We start from the raw sequence: 22,692 nt of genomic DNA, 5'->3' as shown, positions 1-22,692 counted from the left end.
TTCATGTCTACCCCGCAAGCGTCTTACAGCCCCTGCAAGGCCTCCAGCAACGCCTGGTTCTGCTCCGGCGCACCGATGGTGACGCGCAGGAACTGAGCGATGCGCGGCTGCTTGAAGTGCCGCACGATCACGCCCTGCTCGCGCAGGCCGGCCGCCAGGGTCGCAGCATCCTTGCCGGGATGGCGGGCAAAGACGAAGTTGGCCGCCGACGGCAGCACCTCGAATCCCAGCCCCTGCAGGCCCGCCACCACCGCCTCGCGGCTGGTGATGACCTGCTGGCGGGTCTGCTCGAAGTAGGCACGGTCCGCGAAGGCCGCCGCCGCACCGGCGATCGCCATGCGATCGAGCGGGTAGGAATTGAAGCTGTTCTTGATTCGCTCCAGGGCCTCGATCAGGTCGGGATGGCCCACGGCGATACCGACGCGCAGACCGGCCAGCGAGCGCGACTTGGACAAGGTCTGGGTGACCAGCAGATTGGGGTACTTGTCCACCAGGCTGATCGCCGTCTCGCCACCGAAGTCGATGTAGGCCTCGTCCACCAGCACCACCGAATCAGGGCTGCCCTGCAGCAGGCGCTCGATGGCGTCGAGCGGCAGCAGGCAGCCGGTCGGCGCATTGGGGTTGGGGAAGATGATGCCGCCATTGGGCCTGGCGTAGTCCTCGACACGGATCTGGAACTGTTCGTCCAGCGCCACCTGCTCATGGTCGATGCCGTACAGGCCGCAGTACACCGGATAGAAGCTGTAGCTGATGTCCGGGAACAGCAGCGGCGCGTCATGCTGGAACAGGCCGTGGAAAGCGTGTGCCAGCACCTCGTCGGAACCGTTGCCGACGAACACCTGGGCCGGCTGCACGCCGTAGTATTCGGCCACCGCCTGCTTCAGGCGATCGCCGTTGGGGTCCGGGTACAGGCGCAGGTCATCGTTCAGCTCCGCCTGCATGGCCGCGATGGCCCTGGGCGAAGGACCGTAGGGGTTTTCGTTGGTGTTGAGCTTGACCAGCTTGCTCAGCTTCGGCTGCTCACCCGGCACGTAGGGCACCAGGTCCTTGACGAAGGGGCTCCAGAATTTGCTCATCTGCCCTTCTCTCCTCGAATACTTGAGTTGTCTTATGCAAAGCGGTGGACAAGCGAAGCGTTGTCCACCCTGCGCGGCCGTTAAGGCTTGATGCGGTACTCGGCGCTGCGCGCATGCGCGGTCAACGACTCGCCGCGGGCCAGCACCGAAGCGCTCTTGCCCAGTTCGGACGCCCCGTCCGGCGAGCAGAAGATGATCGACGAACGCTTCTGGAAGTCATACACCCCCAGCGGCGAAGAAAAGCGCGCAGTACCGGAGGTCGGCAGCACGTGGTTGGGGCCGGCGACATAGTCGCCCAGCGCCTCGGCGGTATAACGCCCCATGAAGATCGCACCAGCGTGGCGAATCTGCGGCAGCCAGGCTTCCGGGTCGGCCACCGACAACTCGAGGTGCTCCGGGGCGATGCGGTTGGCCACCTCGATGGCCTCGGCCATGTCCGCTACCTGCACCAGTGCGCCACGGCCCTCCAGCGAAGTGCGGATGATCTCGGCACGCTCCATGGTCGGCAGCAGCCTGGCGATGCTCTCGGCCACGCGGTCGAGGAAGGCGGCATCGGGGCTGACCAGGATCGACTGGGCATCTTCGTCGTGCTCGGCCTGGGAGAACAGGTCCATGGCGATCCAGTCCGGATCGGTCGCACCGTCGCAGACCACGAGAATCTCGGACGGCCCGGCGATCATGTCGATACCGACCTTGCCGAACACATGGCGCTTGGCGGTGGCCACGTAGATGTTGCCGGGGCCGACGATCTTGTCCACCGGCGGCACGCTCTCGGTGCCATAGGCCAGGGCAGCGACGGCCTGCGCGCCACCGATGGTGAACACGCGGTCGACACCGGCCAGGGCGGCGGCGGCCAGCACCAGCTCGTTGATCTCGCCACGCGGAGTCGGCACCACCATGACCACTTCCGGCACGCCGGCGACCTTGGCCGGAATGGCGTTCATCAGCACCGACGACGGATAGGAGGCCTTGCCGCCCGGCACGTACAGGCCGGCGCGGTCCAGCGGAGTGACCTTCTGCCCGAGCACGGTGCCGTCGGCCTCGCTGTAACGCCAGGAGTCCTGCTTCTGCTTCTCGTGGTAGCTGCGCACGCGCTCGGCGGCGACTTCCAGGGCCGCACGCTGCTCGGCGGTGATGCGTTCCAGCGCCTGCTCCAGACGCGCGCGCGGCAGGATCAGATCGGCCATCGAGGCCACTTCCAGGGCATCGAAACGCTGGGTGTACTCGACCAGGGCGGCGTCGCCGCGCTCGCGCACGGCCTTGATGATTTCCAGCACGCGCTGATTGACGCCATCGTCGGAGACGCTTTCCCAGGCGAGCAGATGGTCCAGATGAGCCGCGAAGTCCGGATCGGCAGCATTGAGTCGGCGGATGGCAACGGGAGCGGTCATAGCGAAAGCCTCATCTGATTGGCGTTTTCTCGGGCGCCCGTAATGTAGCAAGCCCACCGTGCGGGCACCCGAGAAAAATGGCTATGACACGGATAGGCTGGTAAAGCACCCTGCCGCGACGGCAGGCGTGCCATTGATCAGCCTTGGTGTCGTGCTTCGACGGCACCACGCAGGGTTTCGATCAGCGCCTGGATGCGGGCGTGCTGCATCTTCATCGACGCCTTGTTGACGATCAGTCGCGAACTGATCGTCGCGATCAGCTCCTGCGGTTCGAGGCCGTTGGCACGCAGGGTGTTGCCGGTATCGACCACGTCGATGATCTTGTCCGCCAACCCCACCAGCGGCGCCAGCTCCATCGAGCCGTACAGCTTGATGATGTCGACCTGGCGACCCTGCTCGGCATAGTAGCGCTTGGCGACGTTGACGAACTTGGTGGCGACGCGCAGGCGCCCCTTGGGCTCCGGCGCACCGACCTTGCCGGCGGTCATCAGCTTGCACTTGGCGATCTGCAGGTCCAGCGGCTCGTAGATGCCCTGGCCACCGTACTCCATCAGCACGTCCTTGCCGGCCACGCCGAGATCGGCGGCGCCGTGCTCGACATAGGTTGGCACGTCGGTGGCGCGCACGATCAGCAGACGCACGTCATCCTGAGTGGTGGGGATGATCAGCTTGCGACTCTTGTCCGGATTCTCGGTCGGCTCGATGCCCGCTGCCGCCAGCAGTGGCAGGGTGTCATCGAGAATGCGGCCTTTGGACAGGGCGATGGTCAGCATGAAACGGTTTCCTTGATCGGAAGCGGCCGCTCCGACGGGAAGCGGCCCTACGACAATGGCGGCAGGCGGAGGCACCTGCTCACAACGCCGCTGGCTGCAGGCCCTTCACAACGCAGCAGGGCCAGCGCACAGCGAGTTGCAAGCGGCGTCTCAGCCCGGCACGCGGCGAATCTTGGCACCCAGCAGTTGCAGCTTCTCTTCGATGCACTCGTAGCCACGGTCGATGTGGTAGATGCGGTCGATCAGCGTATCGCCATCGGCCACCAGCGCAGCCAGCACCAGACTGGCGGAAGCACGCAGGTCGGTCGCCATGACCGGGGCACCCTTGAGCTTGTCGACACCCGTGACGATGGCGGTGTTGCCCTCGACCAGGATGTTGGCGCCCATGCGCAGCATCTCGTAGACGTGCATGAAGCGGTTTTCGAACACGGTCTCGACGATGGTGCCGGTGCCTTCGGCCACCGCGTTGAGGGCGATGAACTGCGCCTGCATGTCGGTGGGGAACGCCGGGTAAGGCGCGGTACGCAGGTTCACGGCCTTGGGACGCTTGCCCTTCATGTCCAGCTCGATCCAGTCCGGACCGGTGGTGATCTCGGCACCTGCTTCCTGCAGCTTGGCCAGCACGGCTTCCAGGGTCGACGGATCGGCATCCTTGACCTTGACGCGACCACCGGTAACGGCTGCAGCGACCAGGTAGGTACCGGTTTCGATACGGTCGGGCATGACATTGAAACGCGCGCCGTTGAGACGCTCGACACCGTCGATGACGATGGTATCGGTACCCGCACCCTGAATCTTCGCACCCATGGCGATCAGGCAGTTGGCCAGGTCGACCACTTCCGGCTCGCGGGCGGCGTTTTCCAGCACGCTGCGGCCCTTGGCCAGGGTCGCCGCCATCATGATGTTCTCGGTGCCGGTCACGCTGACCACATCGAAGAAGAAGTGCGCGCCACGCAGACCGCCTTCCGGCGCCTTGGCCTTGATGTAGCCGCCTTCCACGTCGATCTTCGCGCCCATGGCCTCAAGGCCACGGATGTGCAGGTCGACCGGACGCGAGCCGATGGCGCAACCGCCAGGCAGGGCAACTTCGGCTTCACCGAAACGGGCGACCATCGGACCGAGCACGAGGATCGAGGCACGCATGGTCTTGACCAGCTCGTAGGGGGCGACCAGCGTCTTGATGCTGCGCGCGTCGACTTCGACGGAGAGTTTCTCGTCGATCACCGGCTCGATACCCATGCGACCGAACAGTTCGATCATGGTGGTGATGTCGTGCAGGTGCGGCAGGTTGCAGATGGTGACCGGCGCATCGCCCAGCAGGGTCGCGGCCAGAATCGGCAGCGCAGAGTTCTTCGCACCGGAAATACGGATTTCGCCATCGAGGCGAGCGCCGCCGGTAATGATCAGTTTGTCCATAGGAATCTCGTCGCCCGCAGGCTCAGGAACGCGCGGCCCAATCGGCCTGGCTGAAAAATTTCATGGTCACGGCGTGGATGCTGCCATCGGCGATCCAGGCGTTGAGGTGGGCATAGATCTGCTGCTGACGCTTGACCGGGCTGAGAGCGGCCAGATCGTCGCTGATCAGGTTCAGCTGGAAGTTGCAGCCTTCGCCTTCGACTTCCACCTGGGTATTCGGGAGTTTTTCCTCTAGGAGGCTTTTTACTTCTGCAGCCTGCATGCTCGACCTCGACTGACGCATTCGGGCACCTGAGCCCGCGGGTCGGCCATCATACAAAAAAGCCTCCCGCCTGCGAACCCCGCCCGCCGTACCGCTGACGGAACGCCGAGAGGCGGTTCTCGGTTACGCCAGTGGCAGCAACTCCAGCAACCCGCTGACCTGGGCAATCTGCCGCATGTCCTCGGGCAGGCCGCTGATCGACAGCTCATGCCCGGACTCGCGCGCATCGCGGGTGAACGCCAGCAGCAGCGACAGGCCGACGCTGCTGGACTTCTCCACCGCCGCACAGTCCAGCGACAGGCGCTTGACGCTGCAGCCGGTGATCAGGCGCGCACCTTGCTCGCGCAAGCCGGGGCCGGTGCGATAGTCGAGCACGCCAGCCAGCTGCAGCTGGCCGGGCGCCCGCTCGATGATGGTCGCCTGGCTCACGAGTTGCCTCGCGCCTCACGCGCCTTGGCCACGGTATCGGCCCAGGTGTCGATGACCTTGTCCAGGTCGTTGCGATTGTTCTGCATCGACTGGGCGAACTGGTCGCGGAACAGCTTGCCAACGTTGATGCCGTTGATCACGACATTGCGCAGCTTCCACACACCATCCATGGACACCATGGTGTAGGACAGCGGATAGACCACGCCCTTGCCGTCACGAATTTCCATGCCGATCGAGGTGCGCTCGGCGTCCTGCTTGCCGGTGGCCGGCAGCACACGGATGTCCTGATTGTCGTACTCGAGCAGGGCGTTGCCGTAGAACTGCATCAGGCTGCGCTTGAAGTTCTCCTGGAAGCGGCTCATCTGCTCGGGCGAGGCCTGACGCGAATAGCGCACGGTCATCACGCCACGCGAGATGCCGTCGACATCCACCACAGGGCCGAGAATGTCGTTGAGCGACTGATAGAAAGCCGCCGGATCACGACGGTACTCGTCCTTGTTGGCCTTGAGGTCCGCCAGCAGCGTATCGGTGGTCTGCTGCACCACCTCGTGAGCGCTCGGCGCCGCCAGTGCCAGCAGAGGCATGGCCGCCAGCAGGGTCAGCAACAGGTTACGTGCGGTCTTGAACATCTTGGGAGCCCTCATCAATTGGCTTCGTCTTTATTGACCGAATTGAGCAGGAATTTGCCAATCAGGTCTTCCAGCACCAGCGACGACTGGGTGTCGTGGATGGTGCTGCCGTCTTTGAGCACCGCCTCCTCACCACCCACGCTGATGCCGATGTATTTCTCGCCGAGCAGCCCTGCGGTCAGAATCGACGCCGTGGAGTCCTCGGGTAGATTGTCGACGTTACCGTCGAGTTCCAGGGTCACCCGCCCCATGTAGCTGTCACGATCCAGGTCGATGGCCGTCACCTTGCCGATACTGACACCGGCCATGGTCACCTTGGCGCGCACGGTCAGGCCGGCGATGTTGTCGAAATAGGCATAGACCTTGTAGGTGTCACCCGCCGATCCGACGCTCAGGCCGCTGACGCGCAGGGCCAGCAGCAGCAGGGCCAGCACACCTGCCATCAGGAACAGACCGACACCAATCTCCAGCGTGCGGTTTTGCATCAGAAGTCTCCAAACATCAAAGCGGTCAGAATGAAATCCAGCCCCAGCACGGCCAGCGAGGCGTAGACAACGGTACGGGTAGTGGCGCGACTGATCCCCTCGGACGTGGGCTCGCAGTCATATCCCTGGAACACGGCGATCCAGGTCACCACGAAGGCGAAGACGATGCTCTTGATCACGCCGTTGAGCACATCGTCATAGAAGGAAACGCTGTTCTGCATGTTGGACCAGAACGAGCCCTCGTAGACTCCCAGCCAGTCGACGGCGACCATGGCCCCGCCCCAGATGCCGACGACACTGAAGATCATCGCCAGCAGCGGCATGGAGATGAAACCGGCCCAGAGGCGCGGGGCGACGATGTACTTGAGCGGATCGACACCGATCATTTCCAGGCTGGACAGCTGCTCGGTGGATTTCATGTTGCCGATCTCGGCGGTCAGCGCCGAGCCGGCACGTCCGGCGAACAGCAGCGCAGTCACCACCGGGCCAAGCTCACGCAACAGGGTCAGGGCGACCATCTGCCCCACGGCCTGCTCGGAGCCATAGCTGACCAGGATGTTGTAGCCCTGCAGGGCCAGCACCATGCCGATGAAGACGCCGGAGACGACGATGATCGCCAGCGACATCACGCCGACGGCGAACAGCTGCTTGATCAGCAGCTGCATCGGCTTGCCGGCGCGGTTGCGGCCGAACAACGCGCCCACCAGGAACAGCATCGAGCGTCCCAGCGTCGCCACCACATCGATACCCGCACGACCGAACAGACGCAGCCGTTCGAGCGGTGAAATTCTGCGCATCAACCTCTCCCCAACAGATCTTCGCGGTAATCCGGCGCCGGATAATGAAAGGGCACCGGACCATCCGGCGTGCCTTTCATGAACTGCCGGATACGCGGGTTATCCGACTCCATCAGCTCGGCCGGGGTGCCGTGTCCCAGCACCTGCGCATCACCGACGACATAGAGGTAGTCGGCAATGCTGGCGGTTTCCGCCAGGTCGTGAGAGACCACCACGCTGGTGATTCCCAGCGCGTCATTGAGCAGGCGGATCAGGCGCACCAGCACGCCCATGGCGATGGGGTCCTGGCCGACGAAGGGCTCGTCGTACAGCAGTATCTGCGGGTCCAGCGCAATGGCACGCGCCAGGGCCACACGACGCTTCATGCCGCCGGACAGCTCGTCCGGCATCAGCTCCAGCGCGCCACGCAGACCGACGGCCTGCAGCTTCATCAGCACGATGTCGCGGATCATCTCTTCGGGCAGCTTGGTGTGCACGCGCAACGGAAAGGCGACGTTCTCGAAGACATCGAGGTCGGTGAACAGCGCACCGCTCTGGAACAGCACGCCCATCTGCTTGCGCATGTCGAACAGCTCATCGCGCGACAGCTTCGGCAGACTGACACCCGCGACGCGGACGTCACCGGCGGACGGACGCAACTCGGCGGCGATCAGCCGCAGCAGCGTGGTCTTGCCGCAACCGGACGGCCCCATGATGCCGGTGACCTTGCCGCGCGGTATGCGGATATCGACCGTGTCGAAGATCGACCGCGCGCCACGCTTGAAGCTGACGCCCTGCAGCTCGATCGCATACTCGTGCTCGGCGCTCATCTGAACTCCTTGAAAAACTGGCCTTCCTGGCAGACGCCATCTCCCACCTAATGGGACACACCTGCAAGATGGCCGAAATGGCCGCGGACTATAGCATTTGCTGGAGTTGCCGCCCAATAGCGGCGCGCGCCAGCGTTCAGACTTGCGACAGCTTCGATACTAAGCACACTCAGCAAAGGTGAGCGCTGCAAGCTTTTCCGTTTATAATCCCCGTCTTTTTCGCCCGAAGCTTCGTTCAGCATGAACCAGACCCGCGACCTGATTGACTCCGCGCAGCGCACCATTCGCCTCGAGATCGAAGCAGTACAGGAACTTTTGCCTCGTATCGACGCAGATTTCGTCAAGGCCTGCGAGCTGATCCTGGACTGCAAGGGCCGCGTGGTCGTGGTCGGCATGGGCAAGTCCGGGCATATCGGCAACAAGATCGCCGCCACCCTGGCCAGCACCGGCACCACCGCGTTCTTCGTTCATCCGGCCGAAGCCAGCCACGGCGACATGGGCATGATCACCCGCGACGACATCGTCCTGGCCCTGTCCAACTCCGGTTCCACGGCGGAGATCGTCACGCTGCTGCCGCTGATCAAGCGTCTCGGCATTCGCCTGATCAGCATGACCGGCAACCCGAACTCGCCGCTGGCCCAGGCCGCCGAGGTCAATCTCGATGCCAGCGTCTCGCAGGAAGCCTGCCCGCTGAACCTGGCACCGACCTCCTCGACCACCGCCAGCCTGGTACTGGGCGACGCACTGGCCATCGCCCTGCTGGAAGCTCGCGGCTTCACCGCCGAAGACTTCGCCTTCTCCCACCCGGGCGGCGCACTTGGCCGCCGCCTGCTGCTGAAAGTGGAGAACGTCATGCACAAGGGCGACGCACTGCCCTGCGTGCACCGCGGCACCAGCCTGCGTGACGCACTGCTGGAAATGACCCAGAAAGGCCTGGGCATGACCGTGGTACTGGAGAACGACGGCCGCCTGGCCGGCATCTTCACCGATGGCGACCTGCGTCGCACGCTGGACAAGGGCATCGACGTGCGCCAGGCGCTGATCGATGACGTGATGACCCCGCATGGAAAGACCGCCCGCGCAGAGATGCTGGCGGCAGAGGCCCTGAAGATCATGGAAGACCACAAGATCAATGCTCTGGTCGTCGTCGACGACCAGGACAACCCGGTCGGCGCATTGAACATGCACGACCTGCTGCGCGCGGGGGTGATGTGATGAACGACCTGCTGCAGCGAGCACGCGCCGTCAAGCTGGCGATCTTCGACGTCGATGGCGTACTCACCGACGGCCGCCTGTACTTCCTCGAAGACGGCAGCGAGTTCAAGACCTTCAACACCCTCGACGGCCACGGCATCAAGATGCTCATCGGCTCGGGCGTGCGCACCGCGATCATCAGCGGGCGCAAGACCCCGGTAGTCGAGCGCCGCGCCAACAACCTCGGCATCCAGCACCTGTTCCAGGGCCGTGAAGACAAGCTCGTCGTTCTCGACGGCCTGCTCGCCGAACTCGGCCTAGACTATGAGCAGGTCGCCTATCTGGGCGATGACCTGCCGGACCTGCCGGTCATCCGTCGCGTCGGTCTGGGCATGGCCGTGGCCAGCGCAGACGGCTTCGTGCGCCAGCACGCCCATGGCGTGACCCAGGCGCGCGGCGGGGAAGGCGCCGCCCGGGAATTCTGCGAACTGATCATGCGTGCCCAGGGCACGCTGGATGCGGCTCAAGCCGCCTACCTGTGAGCCAAGCATGCTGCGCAAAGCCATCAACACCCTGATTTTCGCCCTGATCGCAGCCGTCGTGGCCGCCCTCGGGTACTGGAACATCGCCCCGGAAAACGCCCACAAGCCGCAACAGGCCAGCAACGACGACGCCATCGACTTCTACGTGCTGGGTGCGCGCACCGTGCAATACCAGGATGACGGCAAGCTGCACTACCGCATGACCGCGGAGAAGCTCGAGCACGTCAAGAGCACCGACATCACCCTGGTCGACACCCCCAAGCTGGACCTCTACCGCGGCACCGAACTGCCCTGGAAGGTCACCAGCCAGCGCGCCGAGGTCTCCCCCGGCGGCACCGAGGTGGAGCTGATCGACGATGTGCGCATCGCGCGCACCGATGCCAAGAACCGCCCGACCATCATCACCAGCAGCCGCATGACCGTAATTCCCGACAAGGAATATGCGCAGACCAAGCAAGCCGTTAGAATCGTCGCGGCCAATGGGGTGACCACGGCACAAGGAATGAAAGCGTACTTGAATGACGGCAGGATGATCCTGCAGTCCAACGTAAGAGGCCAGCATGAGGTTCGTTAACACCCTCCCCCTGATTCTCAGCCTCGGCGCCGCATTGGGAAGCGCGGCCGCCTGGGCACTGCCATCGGATCGCGACCAGCCGATCCGCATCCAGGCCGACACGGCCGAGCTGGATGACAAGCAGGGCGTCGCAGTCTATCGCGGCGATGTGATCATCACTCAGGGCACCCTGAAGATCACCGGCGACACCGTCACCATCACCCAGACCGCCAGCGGCGACATCGACGTGTTCACCTCGGTGGGCAACCTCGCCTACTACGAGCAGAAGCCGGACGTGGACAAGGACATCGTCAAGGCCTACGGCAAGACGATCCAGTACTTCGCCAGCAACGAACGCATCGTACTGATCGATCAGGCCAAGGTGATCCAGGAAGGCAATACCTTCGAGGGCGAGAAGATCGTCTACGACACCCGCCGCCAGATCGTCAACGCAGGCCGCGCCACTGGCAGCAATGTCAGCACGCCGCGCCCGCGCATCGACATGGTCATCCAACCGAAGAACAAACCCGCGGATCAGGCACAGCAGTAATGGCCATTCTCAAAGCCCAACATCTGGCGAAAAGCTACAAGAGCCGCCAGGTCGTGCGCGACGTCAGCGTGAGCATCGAAAGCGGGCAGATCGTCGGCCTGCTGGGCCCCAACGGCGCCGGCAAGACCACCTGCTTCTACATGATCGTCGGCTTGGTACGCGCCGATCAGGGCCGCGTACTGATCGACGACATCGACGTCAGCCATCAGCCCATGCATGGCCGCGCTCGCGCCGGCATCGGCTACCTGCCGCAGGAAGCCTCGATCTTCCGCAAGCTGTCGGTAGCCGACAACATCATGGCCATCCTCGAGACCCGCAAGGATCTCGACCGCGCCGGACGTCAGGCCGAACTGGAAAGCCTGCTGCAGGAGTTCCACATCCATCACATCGCCGACAGCCTGGGCATGAGCCTGTCCGGTGGTGAACGGCGTCGCGTGGAGATCGCTCGCGCCCTGGCCACCAACCCGAAGTTCATCCTGCTCGACGAACCCTTCGCCGGCGTCGACCCGATCTCGGTGGGTGACATCAAGCAGATCATCCATCACCTCAAGGCCAAGGGCATCGGCATCCTGATCACCGATCACAACGTGCGCGAGACCCTGGACATCTGCGAGACCGCCTACATCGTCAACGACGGCCAGCTGATCGCCGAAGGCAACGCCGAGACCATCCTCGCCAACCAGACGGTGAAAGAGGTGTATCTGGGCCACGAGTTCCGCCTGTAGGGCGCAGGCTATTTCGCTACAGAAATATTGCACCCCCTAGGCAAGAACGAGAAATTCAGGCATATAATTTGCTTCCTGGCGGCGCTTCGGCGCCCTGATGTGGAAGGCGTAACTCGCCAGTAAATTAAGGTCTGCAATGAAACCATCGCTAGTCCTCAAGATGGGCCAGCAGCTGACGATGACACCGCAGCTGCAACAGGCTATCCGCCTCCTCCAACTGTCGACCCTGGACCTGCAACAGGAAATCCAGGAGGCACTGGAATCCAACCCCATGCTCGAGCGCCAGGAAGACGGCGACGACTTCGACAACAGCGACCCCATGGCCGACGGCGCGGAAAGCGCCGCCCCCACCCCCAGCAAGGAAGACAGCTACCAGGAATCCACCCCGACAGTGGACAGCCTGGAAGAAGGCGAGTGGGCAGAGCGCATTCCCAATGAACTGCCGGTCGACACGGCGTGGGAAGACGTCTACCAGACCAGCGCCAGCAGCCTGCCGAGCAACGACGATGACGAGTGGGACTTCACCACCCGTACCTCCAGCGGCGAGAGCCTGCAGAGCCACCTGCTCTGGCAGCTGAACCTGGCGCCCATGTCCGACAAGGACCGCCTGATCGCCGCCACCCTGATCGACTGCATCAACAACGACGGCTACCTCGAAGAAACCCTCGAGGAAGTCACCGAGTCCTTCGACCCTGAACTCGACATCGAGCAGGACGAAGTCGAGGTCGTCCTGCATCGCATCCAGCAGTTCGAGCCGGCCGGCATCGGCGCGCGCGACCTGCGCGAGTGCCTGCTGCTGCAACTGCGCCAGCTGCCTGCCGGCACACCATGGCTGAGCGAAACGCAGCGCGTGGTCAGTGACTTCCTCGAAGTACTCGGCAGCCGCGACTACGCCCAGCTGATGCGGCGTACCAAGCTCAAGGAAGACGAACTGCGCCAGGTCATCGAACTGATCCAGCGCCTCAACCCGCGCCCGGGCTCGCAGATCGAATCCAGCGAGCCGGAATACGTGGTCCCGGACGTGATCGTGCGCAAGCACAACGATCGCTGGCTGGTGGAGCTCAACCAGGAAGCCATGCCACGCCTGCGCGTCAACGCGCAGTACGCGGGCTTCGTCAAGCGAGCCGACTCCAGCGCCGACAACACCTTCATGCGCAACCAGTTGCAGGAAGCGCGCTGGTTCATCAAGAGCCTGCAAAGCCGCAACGAAACGCTGATGAAGGTGGCCACGCAGATCGTCGAGCACCAGCGCGGTTTCCTCGACTACGGCGACGAGGCAATGAAACCGCTGGTCCTGCACGACATCGCCGAAGCGGTCGGCATGCACGAGTCGACCATCTCGCGCGTGACCACGCAAAAGTTCATGCACACCCCGCGCGGCATTTACGAGCTGAAATACTTCTTCTCCAGCCACGTCAGCACCTCCGAAGGGGGCGAATGCTCGTCCACCGCGATCCGCGCAATCATCAAGAAACTGGTCGCTGCAGAAAACGCGAAAAAGCCGTTGAGTGACAGCAAGATCGCTGGTTTACTGGAGGCACAAGGCATCCAAGTCGCCCGTCGGACGGTCGCCAAGTATCGCGAGTCCCTCGGCATAGCGCCCTCCAGTGAGCGCAAACGACTGATGTAGGCCAGATCGATTGGAGGCCTGGGCCTCCAAGCCAACGTGTTCCGGTGGCGGGTCGCAAGAGACCCGTCTCTTACACAAGGCAACAAGGAGAAAGCGGTATGCAAGTCAACATCAGTGGACATCAGCTGGATGTGACCGACGCCCTGCGTGACTATATCGGCGAGAAACTGGGCCGACTGGAACGCCACTTCGACAAGATCACCAACGTTCAGGTGACCATGGAGGTCGAGAAACTCAAGCAGAAGATCGAGGCGACTCTGCACGTTGCAGGCGGCGAAGTCGTCGCCAACGCCGAACATCAGGACATGTACGCAGCCATCGACCTGTTGGCCGACAAACTTGACCGTCAACTTATCAAGCACAAGGAAAAGCAGCTCGACCGCCTGCAAGGCGCCACGGCCCGCTGACATTCCCCATCCATGATCCGACTTGAAAACATCCTGACCCCCGGCCGTTCCCTGGTGAACGTGCCGGGCGGCAGCAAGAAACGCGTGCTCGAACAGATCGCCAACCTGGTCGCCCGCGATCTTCCCGACCTGGATGCCCAGGACATTTTCGAAAGCCTGATTGCCCGCGAGAAACTCGGCTCGACCGGTTTCGGCAACGGCATCGCCATTCCTCACTGCCGCCTGGCTGGCTGCAGTGATCCGATCAGCGCCGTGCTGCATCTGGACACCGCAGTGGACTTCGACGCCATCGACGGCGCCCCGGTCGACCTGCTGTTCGTACTGCTGGTGCCGGAAGCCGCAACCGACGCTCACCTCGAGCTGCTACGCCAGATCGCCAGCATGCTCGACCGCGGCGACGTACGTGAACGTCTGCGCCATGCCTCAAGCGGCGAAGACCTTTACCAAGTGGTCGTGGACACTCAGAACGGTCAATAAGCATGCGCCTGATCATCGTCAGCGGTCGCTCGGGCTCGGGCAAGAGCACCGCCCTCGATGTCCTTGAGGACAACGGCTTCTATTGCATCGACAACCTGCCAGCCGGCCTCCTGCCTGATCTCGCCGAACGCTTTCTGCCGCACAGCGACATGCTCCTGCCACAGGTTGCGGTATCCATCGATGCACGTAACCTGCTGAGCCAGCTCAAGCGTTTTCCCGAGCTGCTCGACGAAGTGCGCCAGCGCAACATTCGCTGCGACGTGCTCTATCTCGATGCCGAAGACGACACCCTGCTCAAGCGCTTCTCGGAAACCCGCCGGCGCCACCCGCTGACCAATGACAACCGCTCGCTGGCCGAGGCGATCGCCTACGAAAGCCAGTTGCTGGCACCGATCACCGATCGCGCCGACCTGAGGATCGACACCACACGCCTGAATCTGTACCAGTTGCGCGACGCCCTCAAGCTCCGCCTGCTGGGCCAGGAGCAGACTGGCACGGCATTTCTGGTCGAGTCCTTCGGCTTCAAGCGCGGCATGCCGGTGGACGCCGACCTGGTGTTCGATGCCCGCTGCCTGCCCAATCCATACTGGAAACCCGAATTACGCGACTACTCCGGCCTCGACCAGCCCGTGATCGACTACCTGGCGGCGCAACCGGAAGTGGAAGAAATGTATCAGGACATTCTCGTCTATCTGGACAAGTGGCTGCCCCGCTTCGCCGCCAGCAACCGGGCCTACGTGACCGTCGCCATCGGCTGCACCGGCGGTCACCACCGTTCGGTCTACCTGGCCAGTCGCCTGAGCCAGGCACTGAAAGAGAAACTGAAGAACGTCCAGGTGCGTCACCGCGACCTCAGCTAAGGAGCCCCGCCGCGATGCCAGCACGCGATATCACCATCATCAACAAGCTCGGCCTGCACGCACGTGCTGCGGCCAAGTTCGTTGGCGTGGCCACGACCTACCCCTGCCAGGTACGCATTGGCAGAAGCCCCGAGAGCCTGGTCGATGGCAAGAGCATCATGGCTGTGATGATGCTCGCGGCCGGCAAGGGCACCGATGTGCACCTGTCGACCGAAGGCGAACAGGAGCTGCAAGCGATGGAAGCCCTAGTCGGCCTGATCGAGAACTACTTCGAGGAAGGCGAATAAGTCCGCGACCAGTTGCACCCGGCTCTTCAGTTCTAGGCCAGGGCCGTATCCAGCACCATCATCAGGCAGAAGCCCATCGCCAGTGCCAGACTGGCATCGCCGCGATAACCGTTGCCGTGCGACTCGGGAATGACTTCGTGAGTCACGGCGACCAGCATGGCCCCCGCAGCCAGCGCCAACCCCCAAGGCAACAGTAACTGCGACAGGCTCACCACCCAGGCGCAGAGCACCGCGAACAGCGGCTCGACCAGCCCGGACGCCGCGCCGATCAGCACCGCCCTACCCCGCCCCATACCGGCACTGGCCAGCACCAGGGCGACGATCAGTCCCTCCGGCACGTCCTGCAGGGCGATACCGATCACCAGGCCCTCGGCGCCGCTCAGTCCGGCCCCGACAGCCACACCGACAGCCATGCCTTCCGGCACGTTGTGCAGCATGATGGCGATGACGAACAACAGCACGCCCGGCGTCAGACCGGCCTGCGTATCCGGCAGGCACTGCCGCGCGTCCAGCAAACGCGCCAAACCGAGCAACCCAGCCGCGCCCAGCAGCAGGCCAGCACTGCCCAGCGCGCCAGCCGACCAGGGGCCGAACCCTTGCGTGCGCGCCACGTCCAGCGCCGGTATCAACAGAGAGAACACTGCCGCCGCAAGCATGACCCCGGCACCGAAGCCGAGCAGACGGTCACGCCAGCGCTGGGACAACTCGCGCATGAACAATACCGGCAGCGCGCCTGACGCGGTGCCGAGCGCGCACAACAGCCCGCCCTGCAAGGCATCCATCAAGCGTGGCTGCGCGTGCGGATCGAGCAGCGCGGTCGACTGGATGAACAGCAGCAACGCACCGCTGAACAGGATGGCCCCACCCAGCAGATAACGCAGTACTCGTCCGTTGGCCGCTGCCGAGGGGCTCAGCAAGGTTCGCCGCAGCATCACCAGGCGCATCCTCAGCTCGACGCCCGTCGGAATCGACTCGCCACTTCCGCCCAGTCGATGACGTTGTAGAAGGCACCAATGTATTCCGGCCGGCGGTTCTGGTAACGCAGGTAGTAGGCGTGCTCCCAGACGTCCAGCCCGAGAATCGGCGTGTTGCCGTGCATCAGCGGACTGTCCTGATTGGCGCTGCTCTCGACCAGTAACCTGCGCTGCGGCGTCACGCTGAGCCAGGCCCAGCCACTGCCGAAACGACTCAGCGCCGCCTGCGTGAAGGCCTCCTTGAATGCCGCGAAACCACCCAGTTCGGTATCGATCGCCAACGCCAGTTCCCCCTCGGGCACGCCGCCTCCGCTGGGCGACATCACCTGCCAGAACAGGCTGTGATTGGCGTGGCCACCCCCCTGGTTGATCACCGCGCCCTGCAGGCTCTGCGGCAGCTCGCTGACTTGACGCAGCAACTGCTCGACGTCCTGCTCGGCATACGCCGTACCTTGCAGCGCCGCGTTGAGGTTGTTGATATAGGTCTGATGATGCTTAGTGTGGTGAATCTCCATGGTCTGCGCATCGATATGCGGTTCCAGGGCATCGTAGGCGTAGGCGAGCGGCGGAAGCTGATAAGGCATTGACGTCATCCTTCAGTGACAGTGACGGCCATTGCAGGCCAGGTGCTGCTGGCGCCTGCTCGGCGCCCCCAGCAGGCGGTCGGTACGCGGGAATGCGCCGTGCTCGGCGATGAACTGCAGCAGTTCGATGTAGGTACGCCGGCTGTGATGCATGGCGATATCCCGCAGTGCCTGAGGCTGCTGCGCGTCGCCCAGGGTCTGCAACAGGCGTTCATGGCTGGCGCAGAGGTTCTCCGCCGCCTCCTCCGGCTGGCCCAGCGTCAGATGCAGATCGGCCAGGTTGTGGTGCGAGATCACGAACGCGGCCACTGCCATGTTGTGCTCGTGCCAGCGCCCGAACAGCACCTGAGCCTCGGCCAGGGCTTGCAGATAGAGTTCACGGGCCTGCACCCAGTCGCCGTCCCGAAAGCAGCGGTTGCCCGCTTCGATGATATGTTTCCAGTGCTCCATGGTTACCTCCCGGCTGCTCGCCAGTGGATTTACAGACCGCCTGCGGTGAGTTTCTCCGGGTCGAGCAGATGCTCGAGTTGCTGACGGCTCAGCTCGGTGTGCTCCAGCGCCACATCGATGATCGGTCGCTGTTCGCGGTAGGCCTGCTTGGCGATCTCCGCGGCCTTGAGGTAGCCGATCAGCGGGTTGAGCACGGTAACCAGTATCGGGTTGCGCTCCAGCGCCTCCCTGAGCTTCGGCTGGTTGACCTTGAAGCTGCTGATCGCCCGGTCGGCCAGCAGGCGGCTGGCATTGCTCAGCAACTGCATGCTCGACAGCAGGTTGTCGGCCACCAGCGGTAGCATCACGTTGAGCTCGAAGTTGCCGGACTGGCCGGCGATGGCGATGGCCGCGTCATTGCCGATCACCTGCGCCGCCACCATCGCGGTCGCTTCCGGGATCACCGGATTGACCTTGCCCGGCATGATCGATGAGCCAGGCTGCAGGGCCTCCAGCTCGATCTCGGCCAGGCCGGCCAGAGGCCCCGAATTCATCCAGCGCAGGTCGTTGGCGATCTTCATCAGCGACACCGCTACCGTCTTCAGCTGACCGGAGACGGCAACGGCGGTGTCCTGCGAACCGATCAGGGCGAAGAAGTTGGTGCCGGTGGTGAAAGGCAGACCACTCAGGGTGCTCAGCTCCTGGCAGAACTGCTCGGCAAAACGCGGGTGCGCGTTGACCCCGGTGCCCACTGCCGTACCGCCCTGGGCCAGTGCCTGCAGGGAGGGTTGCAGATGACGCAGGTGCTCGATATTGGCCTGGATCTGCTGCGCCCAGCCGTCGAGCACCTGGCTCATGCGCACCGGCATGGCGTCCATCAGATGGGTACGCCCTGTCTTCACGTAAGGGCGCACTTCCAGCGACTTCTCGCACAGCGCCTGCAGCAGGTGGCCAAGCGCCGGCAGCAGGCGCTCATGCAGCTCGATGGCAGCGCTGACGTGAATGGTCGTGGGAATGATGTCATTGCTGCTCTGCCCGCAATTGACGTGATCGTTGGCACTGACCGCATCGCCCAGCAGGTCGCTGGCCAGGGTGGCGATCACCTCGTTGGCGTTCATGTTGGAGCTGGTGCCAGAGCCGGTCTGGAACACGTCCACCGGGAAATGCGCCATGAAATCGCCGTCGAGCAGTTGCTGGCAGGCGCTGACAATGGCATCGCCCATCGGCGCATCGAGCTGCTGCAACTCGACGTTGGCCCGCGCCGCAGCCGCCTTGGCCAGGATCAGTGCACGCACGAAAGCGACCGGCATACGCTGCCCGGAGATCGGGAAGTTGTTCACCGCGCGCTGCGTCTGTGCGCCATAGAGCGCGCCACCGGGTACGGCCAACTCCCCCATGCTGTCGCGTTCGATTCGGGTGCTAGCAGTCATTTCAAGCATGGGATGGTCCCTCAGCTGATTCGTCGTAGGAAAGCGATGGCGCCAGGCGCAGGTGAGCCAGGCGGCTGCGCAATGCATCCAGGCGCAGCAGGCGGCGGCGATCACTGGCGAGCATCTGCAGGGCGTAGAGGGGGCGCCAGGCACGGTCCAGGCACTGGCTGCGCCAATGCCAGGGCAATGCCGGATCGGCAGCGCTGTCGAGCAGCAACTGCGCCAGGTGCCACCACATCCGCCAGGCGTCCAGGCGCCCCTGCGCGACCAGCTGACGCCCCTGCGCCTCGTGGAAATCGAACAGGCGCGGGTCGTCCGGCAGCAGCGCGCAGCGAATGCGCAGACCTTGCCAGTGCCAGCAGTCGAGACAGAGCGAGGAGTAGGGATTGTGCATAGAGGCCCACCAGATTGCGTAATGATATTTATTCCCATTATCATGAGATAATCAACACGCAATCCGTGTGGGCTTAGCAGCGCGCCGTGCAGCGGGCGCGCAAGGAGAGAGGCCGACGCGGCGGTCGGCCTGGGGATCAGCTGCCGGCGACCGTCATCCGCTCGATCAGTACCGAGCCGGTGCAGATGTTGCCACGGCGCTCCAGATCGCTGCCGACCGCGACGATCTGGGCGAACATGTCGCGCAGATTGCCGGCGATGGTGACTTCCTGCACCGGAAACTGGATCTCGCCGTTCTCGATCCAGAAACCGGCGGCGCCACGCGAATAATCGCCAGTCACCAGGTTGAGCCCCTGCCCCATCAGCTCGGTCACGAGCAGCCCGCGTCCCATGCGCCGGGTCAACGCCTGCTGGTCCTCGTCGCCATGAGTGACGAACAGGTTGTGCACGCCCCCCGAGTTGGCCGTGCTGGGCAGGCCCAGCTTGCGGCCGGAGTAGGTGCCGAGCACGTAGGACACCAGCTCGCCCTTGTCCACGAACGGCTTGGCATAGGTGGCCAGGCCATCGCCATCGAACGCGGCGCTGCCCAGCGCTCGCGGCAGGTGCGGACGTTCGTCGAGGCTCAGCCACTCAGGGAACAGGCGCTGACCGAGCGCCCCTTCCAGGAAGGACGAGTGACGGTAGAGGTTGCCACCGGAGATCGCTGCCAGCAGGTGACTGAACAGCCCCCCGGCGAGCTCCGCTGCGAACAGCACCGGCACTTCGCATGTCGGCACGGGGCGTGCGCCCAGGCGGCTGACGGCACGTTGCGCCGCGCGCTGGCCGATACCGGCGGCGTCGGCCAGCAACTCGCCCTGGCGGTTGACGTCGTACCAGTAGTCACGCTGCATCTGCCCTTCGCCCTCGGCGATCATCACGCAGCTCAGGCTGTGCCGGGTGCTGGCGTAACCGCCGATGAAGCCATGGCTGTTGCCGTACACGCGGCAGCCCTGATGGGTGTTGAGGCTGGTGCCATCGGCGTTGCGGATGCGCGGGTCAGCAGCGAAGGCCGCCGCTTCGCACGCCAGCGCCTGCTCCACCGCCTGCTCCGGGCTGATCGCCCAGGGGTGATAGAGGTCCAGTTCCGGCAACTCGCGCGCCATCAGCGCCGCGTCGGCCAGGCCGGCGCATTCGTCTTCGGACGCGTGCCTGGCGATCGCCAGCGCCGCCGCCACCGTCTCGCGAACGGCGTCGAGGCCGGTCGCCGAGGTACTGGCCGAGCCCTTGCGCTGGCCGACGTACAGGGTGATGCCGAAGCCCTGGTCGCGGTTGAACTCCACGGTTTCCACTTCGCGCTGACGCACCGTGGTCGACAGTCCCTGGCCGATCGAGACCGCCACTTCGCACGCACTGGCACCCTGGCGCGCCGCCTCGGCAAGAATGCTCTCGACCTGCTGCTGCAGCTCTGGCAAGGCCTGCGGCCCGATCTGTTCTAACTCACTCATAACGACTCCTAAAAAGCAGCTTCAAGCTACAAGCTCCCCGCTACAAGAAAAACGCCGAACCCGTTTTTCGCTTGAAGCTTGAAGCTCGCAGCTGCTGTTATCATGGCGGCGTTTCCATCTGGACCCGCCCCATGTCTGATTCTTTCGACGACTTCTCCCTGGAGAAGAGCAAATCCCAGGTCAAGCGCGAACTGCATGCCCTGCAGGAACTCGGCGAGCGACTGACCACGCTCAAACCCGACCTGCTGGCCAAGATGCCGCTGACCGACGCCCTGCGCCGGGCACTGGCCGAAGCGCCGAAGCATACGGCCAACGCGGCGCGCAAACGCCACATCCAGTTCATCGGCAAGCTGATGCGTGAACAGGATGTCGAGGCGATCCTCGCCATGATCGACCAGGTGGACACCTCCACCCGTGAATACAACGAGCGCTTTCACGCCCTCGAGCGCTGGCGCGACCGCCTGATCGGCGAAGGCGACAGCGCCCTGGAAAGCTTTTTCGAGCACTACCCCGACGCGGACCGCCAGCACCTGCGCGGCCTGATACGTCATGCCCAGCACGAGGCCGCGCGCAACAAGCCGCCGGCGGCCGCACGCAAGGTGTTCAAGTACATCCGTGAACTCGACGAGATCCAGCGCGGCCTGCGCTGACCTCGCACCCTCTAGGCACCGGTACCGCCGACCGTGATCGCATCGATCTTCAGCGTCGGCTGACCAACGCCTACCGGCACCGACTGGCCGTCCTTGCCACAGGTGCCGACACCGCTGTCCAGGGCCAGGTCGTTGCCGACCATGGACACGCGGCTCATGGCTTCCGGCCCATTGCCGATCAAGGTGGCGCCCTTGACCGGCGCAGTGATCTTGCCGTCCTCGATCAGGTAGGCCTCGCTGGTGGAGAACACGAACTTGCCACTGGTGATGTCCACCTGGCCACCGCCCAGGTTGGCGCAATAGATGCCCTTCTTCACCGAACGGATGATTTCTTCCGGATCGCTCTCGCCGGCCAGCATGTAGGTGTTGGTCATGCGCGGCATCGGCAGATGCGCGTAGGACTCACGCCGGCCGTTACCGGTGGCGGCGACGCCCATCAGGCGGGCGTTGAGCTTGTCCTGCATGTAGCCCTTGAGCACGCCGTTCTCGATCAGCGTGGTGCACTGCGTCGGCGTGCCTTCGTCATCGACGCTGAGCGAGCCGCGACGTTCGGCCAGGGTGCCGTCGTCGACGATGGTGCACAGGCTGGACGCGACCTTCTCGCCCACCTTGCCGCTGTACGCCGAGCTGCCCTTGCGGTTGAAGTCGCCTTCCAGGCCATGGCCTACCGCTTCGTGCAGCAGCACGCCCGACCAGCCCGCGCCCATCACCACCGGCAGGGTCCCGGCAGGCGCGGCAACGGCTTCCAGGTTGACCAGCGCCTGGCGCAGCGCCTCACGGGCATAGCCCATGGCGCGATCCTCGCTGAGGAAATAGCGGTAGTCGGTGCGTCCGCCACCACCATGCCCGCCACGCTCACGGCGGCCGTTCTGCTCGACGATGACACTGACGTTGAAACGCACCAGCGGGCGGATGTCGGCGCTCAGGCTGCCATCATGGGCCGCCACCAGGATGCGGTCCCAGACCCCGGCCAGGCTCACGGTCACCTGCTTGATGCGCGGGTCCAGCGCACGCGTGGCGCGGTCGATGCGTTGCAGCAACTCGACCTTCTCGGCCCGGCCGATGACATCCAGCGGATTGTCCTGGGCATACAGCTGGGTCACCTGCGGGCTGACGAAGGCCTGCACGCGCCCCTGCTGACCGGCGCGCGAGATCGAGCGCGCCGCACGTGCCGCCTGCTGCAGCGCATCGAGGCTGATCGCGTTGCTGTAGGCGAAGCCGGTCTTCTCGCCCGACTGCGCACGCACGCCGACGCCCTGATCGAGATTGAAGCTGCCCTCCTTGACGATCCCGTCCTCCAGCACCCAGGACTCGGATACCTGGCTCTGGAAATACAGATCAGCCGCGTCGATGCCCGGCCCGGCGACCTCACCCAGCACCGAGCCGAGGCTATCCAGAGTCAGGTCACCTGGGGCGAGCAGGTGCTCGCTGACGGATTGCAACATCGTATTCATGG

The 22,692-nt window shown here is 64.1% G+C and carries 28 protein-coding genes; 11 read left to right on the top strand and 17 right to left on the bottom strand.

The window, feature by feature from the left end:
• Positions 1-23: 23 nt before the first annotated feature.
• The 10 genes from hisC to EWH21_RS05630 form a co-directional block, all read right to left on the bottom strand.
• Positions 24-1,076 (bottom strand): histidinol-phosphate transaminase, encoded by a 1,053-nt coding sequence (gene hisC, locus EWH21_RS05675; protein WP_277700006.1) that lies wholly within the window; start codon positions 1,074-1,076, stop codon positions 24-26.
• 80 nt (positions 1,077-1,156) lie between these two features.
• Positions 1,157-2,467: a histidinol dehydrogenase gene (gene hisD / locus EWH21_RS05670; RefSeq protein ID WP_037046542.1), complete on the bottom strand. Its 1,311-nt coding sequence runs from the start codon at positions 2,465-2,467 to the stop codon at positions 1,157-1,159.
• A gap of 137 nt (positions 2,468-2,604) precedes the next feature.
• Positions 2,605-3,240: an ATP phosphoribosyltransferase gene (gene hisG / locus EWH21_RS05665; RefSeq protein ID WP_037046535.1), complete on the bottom strand. Its 636-nt coding sequence runs from the start codon at positions 3,238-3,240 to the stop codon at positions 2,605-2,607.
• Positions 3,241-3,390: 150 nt separating this feature from the next.
• Positions 3,391-4,656: a UDP-N-acetylglucosamine 1-carboxyvinyltransferase gene (murA, locus tag EWH21_RS05660; protein ID WP_037046532.1), complete on the bottom strand. Its 1,266-nt coding sequence runs from the start codon at positions 4,654-4,656 to the stop codon at positions 3,391-3,393.
• Positions 4,657-4,678: 22 nt separating this feature from the next.
• Positions 4,679-4,918: a BolA family protein gene (locus EWH21_RS05655; protein ID WP_017678930.1), complete on the bottom strand. Its 240-nt coding sequence runs from the start codon at positions 4,916-4,918 to the stop codon at positions 4,679-4,681.
• Positions 4,919-5,041: 123 nt separating this feature from the next.
• On the bottom strand, positions 5,042-5,347 hold the full coding sequence (locus EWH21_RS05650; protein WP_175252996.1) for an STAS domain-containing protein: 306 nt from the start codon (positions 5,345-5,347) through the stop codon (positions 5,042-5,044).
• On the bottom strand, positions 5,344-5,976 hold the full coding sequence (locus tag EWH21_RS05645; RefSeq protein WP_037046526.1) for an ABC transporter substrate-binding protein: 633 nt from the start codon (positions 5,974-5,976) through the stop codon (positions 5,344-5,346). Before EWH21_RS05645 ends, EWH21_RS05650 begins: the two co-directional genes overlap by 4 nt.
• 14 nt (positions 5,977-5,990) lie before the next feature.
• Entirely contained in the window at positions 5,991-6,461 is a 471-nt protein-coding gene (gene mlaD, locus EWH21_RS05640; RefSeq protein ID WP_037046523.1) for an outer membrane lipid asymmetry maintenance protein MlaD, read from the bottom strand.
• Complete coding sequence (mlaE, locus tag EWH21_RS05635) at positions 6,461-7,258, bottom strand: lipid asymmetry maintenance ABC transporter permease subunit MlaE (RefSeq protein WP_037046520.1); 798 nt, start codon at positions 7,256-7,258, stop codon at positions 6,461-6,463. Before mlaE ends, mlaD begins: the two co-directional genes overlap by 1 nt.
• On the bottom strand, positions 7,258-8,067 hold the full coding sequence (locus EWH21_RS05630) for an ABC transporter ATP-binding protein (RefSeq protein ID WP_150608148.1): 810 nt from the start codon (positions 8,065-8,067) through the stop codon (positions 7,258-7,260). Before EWH21_RS05630 ends, mlaE begins: the two co-directional genes overlap by 1 nt.
• A 240-nt stretch (positions 8,068-8,307) precedes the next feature.
• Between EWH21_RS05630 and EWH21_RS05625 the strand changes: the two genes are divergently transcribed.
• The 10 genes from EWH21_RS05625 to EWH21_RS05580 all read left to right on the top strand — a co-directional run bounded on the left by EWH21_RS05625 (position 8,308) and on the right by EWH21_RS05580 (position 15,292).
• On the top strand, positions 8,308-9,282 hold the full coding sequence (locus tag EWH21_RS05625; RefSeq protein ID WP_277700005.1) for a KpsF/GutQ family sugar-phosphate isomerase: 975 nt from the start codon (positions 8,308-8,310) through the stop codon (positions 9,280-9,282).
• Positions 9,282-9,803: an HAD family hydrolase gene (locus tag EWH21_RS05620; protein ID WP_277700004.1), complete on the top strand. Its 522-nt coding sequence runs from the start codon at positions 9,282-9,284 to the stop codon at positions 9,801-9,803. The genes EWH21_RS05625 and EWH21_RS05620 overlap by 1 nt, the downstream gene beginning before the upstream one ends.
• A gap of 7 nt (positions 9,804-9,810) precedes the next feature.
• On the top strand, positions 9,811-10,377 hold the full coding sequence (lptC, locus tag EWH21_RS05615; protein WP_152487930.1) for an LPS export ABC transporter periplasmic protein LptC: 567 nt from the start codon (positions 9,811-9,813) through the stop codon (positions 10,375-10,377).
• On the top strand, positions 10,364-10,906 hold the full coding sequence (lptA, locus tag EWH21_RS05610) for a lipopolysaccharide transport periplasmic protein LptA (RefSeq protein ID WP_037046505.1): 543 nt from the start codon (positions 10,364-10,366) through the stop codon (positions 10,904-10,906). The genes lptC and lptA overlap by 14 nt, the downstream gene beginning before the upstream one ends.
• Positions 10,906-11,631, top strand: coding sequence for an LPS export ABC transporter ATP-binding protein (gene lptB / locus EWH21_RS05605; protein WP_037046502.1), 726 nt, complete (start codon positions 10,906-10,908; stop codon positions 11,629-11,631). The genes lptA and lptB overlap by 1 nt, the downstream gene beginning before the upstream one ends.
• Before the next feature lie 136 nt (positions 11,632-11,767).
• Entirely contained in the window at positions 11,768-13,261 is a 1,494-nt protein-coding gene (locus tag EWH21_RS05600; RefSeq protein ID WP_037046500.1) for an RNA polymerase factor sigma-54, read from the top strand.
• A gap of 98 nt (positions 13,262-13,359) precedes the next feature.
• The gene (gene raiA / locus EWH21_RS05595; protein WP_037046497.1) at positions 13,360-13,668 is read left to right on the top strand and encodes a ribosome-associated translation inhibitor RaiA; all 309 of its coding nucleotides are present in this window, start codon (positions 13,360-13,362) and stop codon (positions 13,666-13,668) included.
• Positions 13,669-13,680: 12 nt separating this feature from the next.
• A complete protein-coding gene (gene ptsN / locus EWH21_RS05590; RefSeq protein ID WP_037046493.1) occupies positions 13,681-14,145 on the top strand; it encodes a PTS IIA-like nitrogen regulatory protein PtsN in 465 nt (154 codons plus the stop codon).
• Positions 14,146-14,147: 2 nt separating this feature from the next.
• The gene (gene rapZ, locus EWH21_RS05585) at positions 14,148-15,005 is read left to right on the top strand and encodes an RNase adapter RapZ (RefSeq protein WP_047586945.1); all 858 of its coding nucleotides are present in this window, start codon (positions 14,148-14,150) and stop codon (positions 15,003-15,005) included.
• 14 nt (positions 15,006-15,019) lie between these two features.
• Positions 15,020-15,292 (top strand): HPr family phosphocarrier protein, encoded by a 273-nt coding sequence (locus tag EWH21_RS05580; protein ID WP_037046487.1) that lies wholly within the window; start codon positions 15,020-15,022, stop codon positions 15,290-15,292.
• Between the two features lie 32 nt (positions 15,293-15,324).
• Here EWH21_RS05580 and EWH21_RS05575 read toward each other — a convergent pair whose 3' ends face one another.
• The 6 genes from EWH21_RS05575 to pmbA all read right to left on the bottom strand — a co-directional run bounded on the left by EWH21_RS05575 (position 15,325) and on the right by pmbA (position 20,586).
• Positions 15,325-16,224, bottom strand: a complete 900-nt coding sequence (locus EWH21_RS05575; RefSeq protein WP_256663067.1) for a ZIP family metal transporter — start codon at positions 16,222-16,224, stop codon at positions 15,325-15,327.
• 14 nt (positions 16,225-16,238) lie between these two features.
• Positions 16,239-16,850: a superoxide dismutase gene (locus EWH21_RS05570; RefSeq protein WP_047586943.1), complete on the bottom strand. Its 612-nt coding sequence runs from the start codon at positions 16,848-16,850 to the stop codon at positions 16,239-16,241.
• Positions 16,851-16,862: 12 nt separating this feature from the next.
• A complete protein-coding gene (locus tag EWH21_RS05565) occupies positions 16,863-17,300 on the bottom strand; it encodes a tetratricopeptide repeat protein (RefSeq protein WP_052178244.1) in 438 nt (145 codons plus the stop codon).
• 29 nt (positions 17,301-17,329) lie between these two features.
• A complete protein-coding gene (gene fumC, locus EWH21_RS05560) occupies positions 17,330-18,709 on the bottom strand; it encodes a class II fumarate hydratase FumC (RefSeq protein WP_277700593.1) in 1,380 nt (459 codons plus the stop codon).
• 1 nt (position 18,710) lies between these two features.
• Complete coding sequence (locus EWH21_RS05555) at positions 18,711-19,103, bottom strand: hypothetical protein (protein ID WP_037046475.1); 393 nt, start codon at positions 19,101-19,103, stop codon at positions 18,711-18,713.
• A gap of 136 nt (positions 19,104-19,239) precedes the next feature.
• Entirely contained in the window at positions 19,240-20,586 is a 1,347-nt protein-coding gene (pmbA, locus tag EWH21_RS05550) for a metalloprotease PmbA (protein ID WP_277700003.1), read from the bottom strand.
• A 131-nt stretch (positions 20,587-20,717) separates the two neighbouring features.
• On the opposite strand from pmbA, the gene yjgA reads away from it, so the two are divergent.
• Positions 20,718-21,236, top strand: coding sequence for a ribosome biogenesis factor YjgA (gene yjgA / locus EWH21_RS05545; RefSeq protein ID WP_277700002.1), 519 nt, complete (start codon positions 20,718-20,720; stop codon positions 21,234-21,236).
• An 11-nt stretch (positions 21,237-21,247) separates the two neighbouring features.
• On the opposite strand, the gene tldD is transcribed toward yjgA, so the two are convergent.
• Complete coding sequence (tldD, locus tag EWH21_RS05540) at positions 21,248-22,690, bottom strand: metalloprotease TldD (RefSeq protein WP_037046460.1); 1,443 nt, start codon at positions 22,688-22,690, stop codon at positions 21,248-21,250.
• Between the last annotated feature and the right edge of the window lie 2 nt (positions 22,691-22,692).

Origin of the sequence: Pseudomonas sp. REST10, from assembly GCF_029542605.1 — a bacterium.
Taxonomy (GTDB): domain Bacteria; phylum Pseudomonadota; class Gammaproteobacteria; order Pseudomonadales; family Pseudomonadaceae; genus Aquipseudomonas; species Aquipseudomonas khazarica.
The sequence above is the reverse complement of the archived record's forward strand: the minus strand, read 5'-3'. Positions and strand labels throughout refer to the sequence as shown.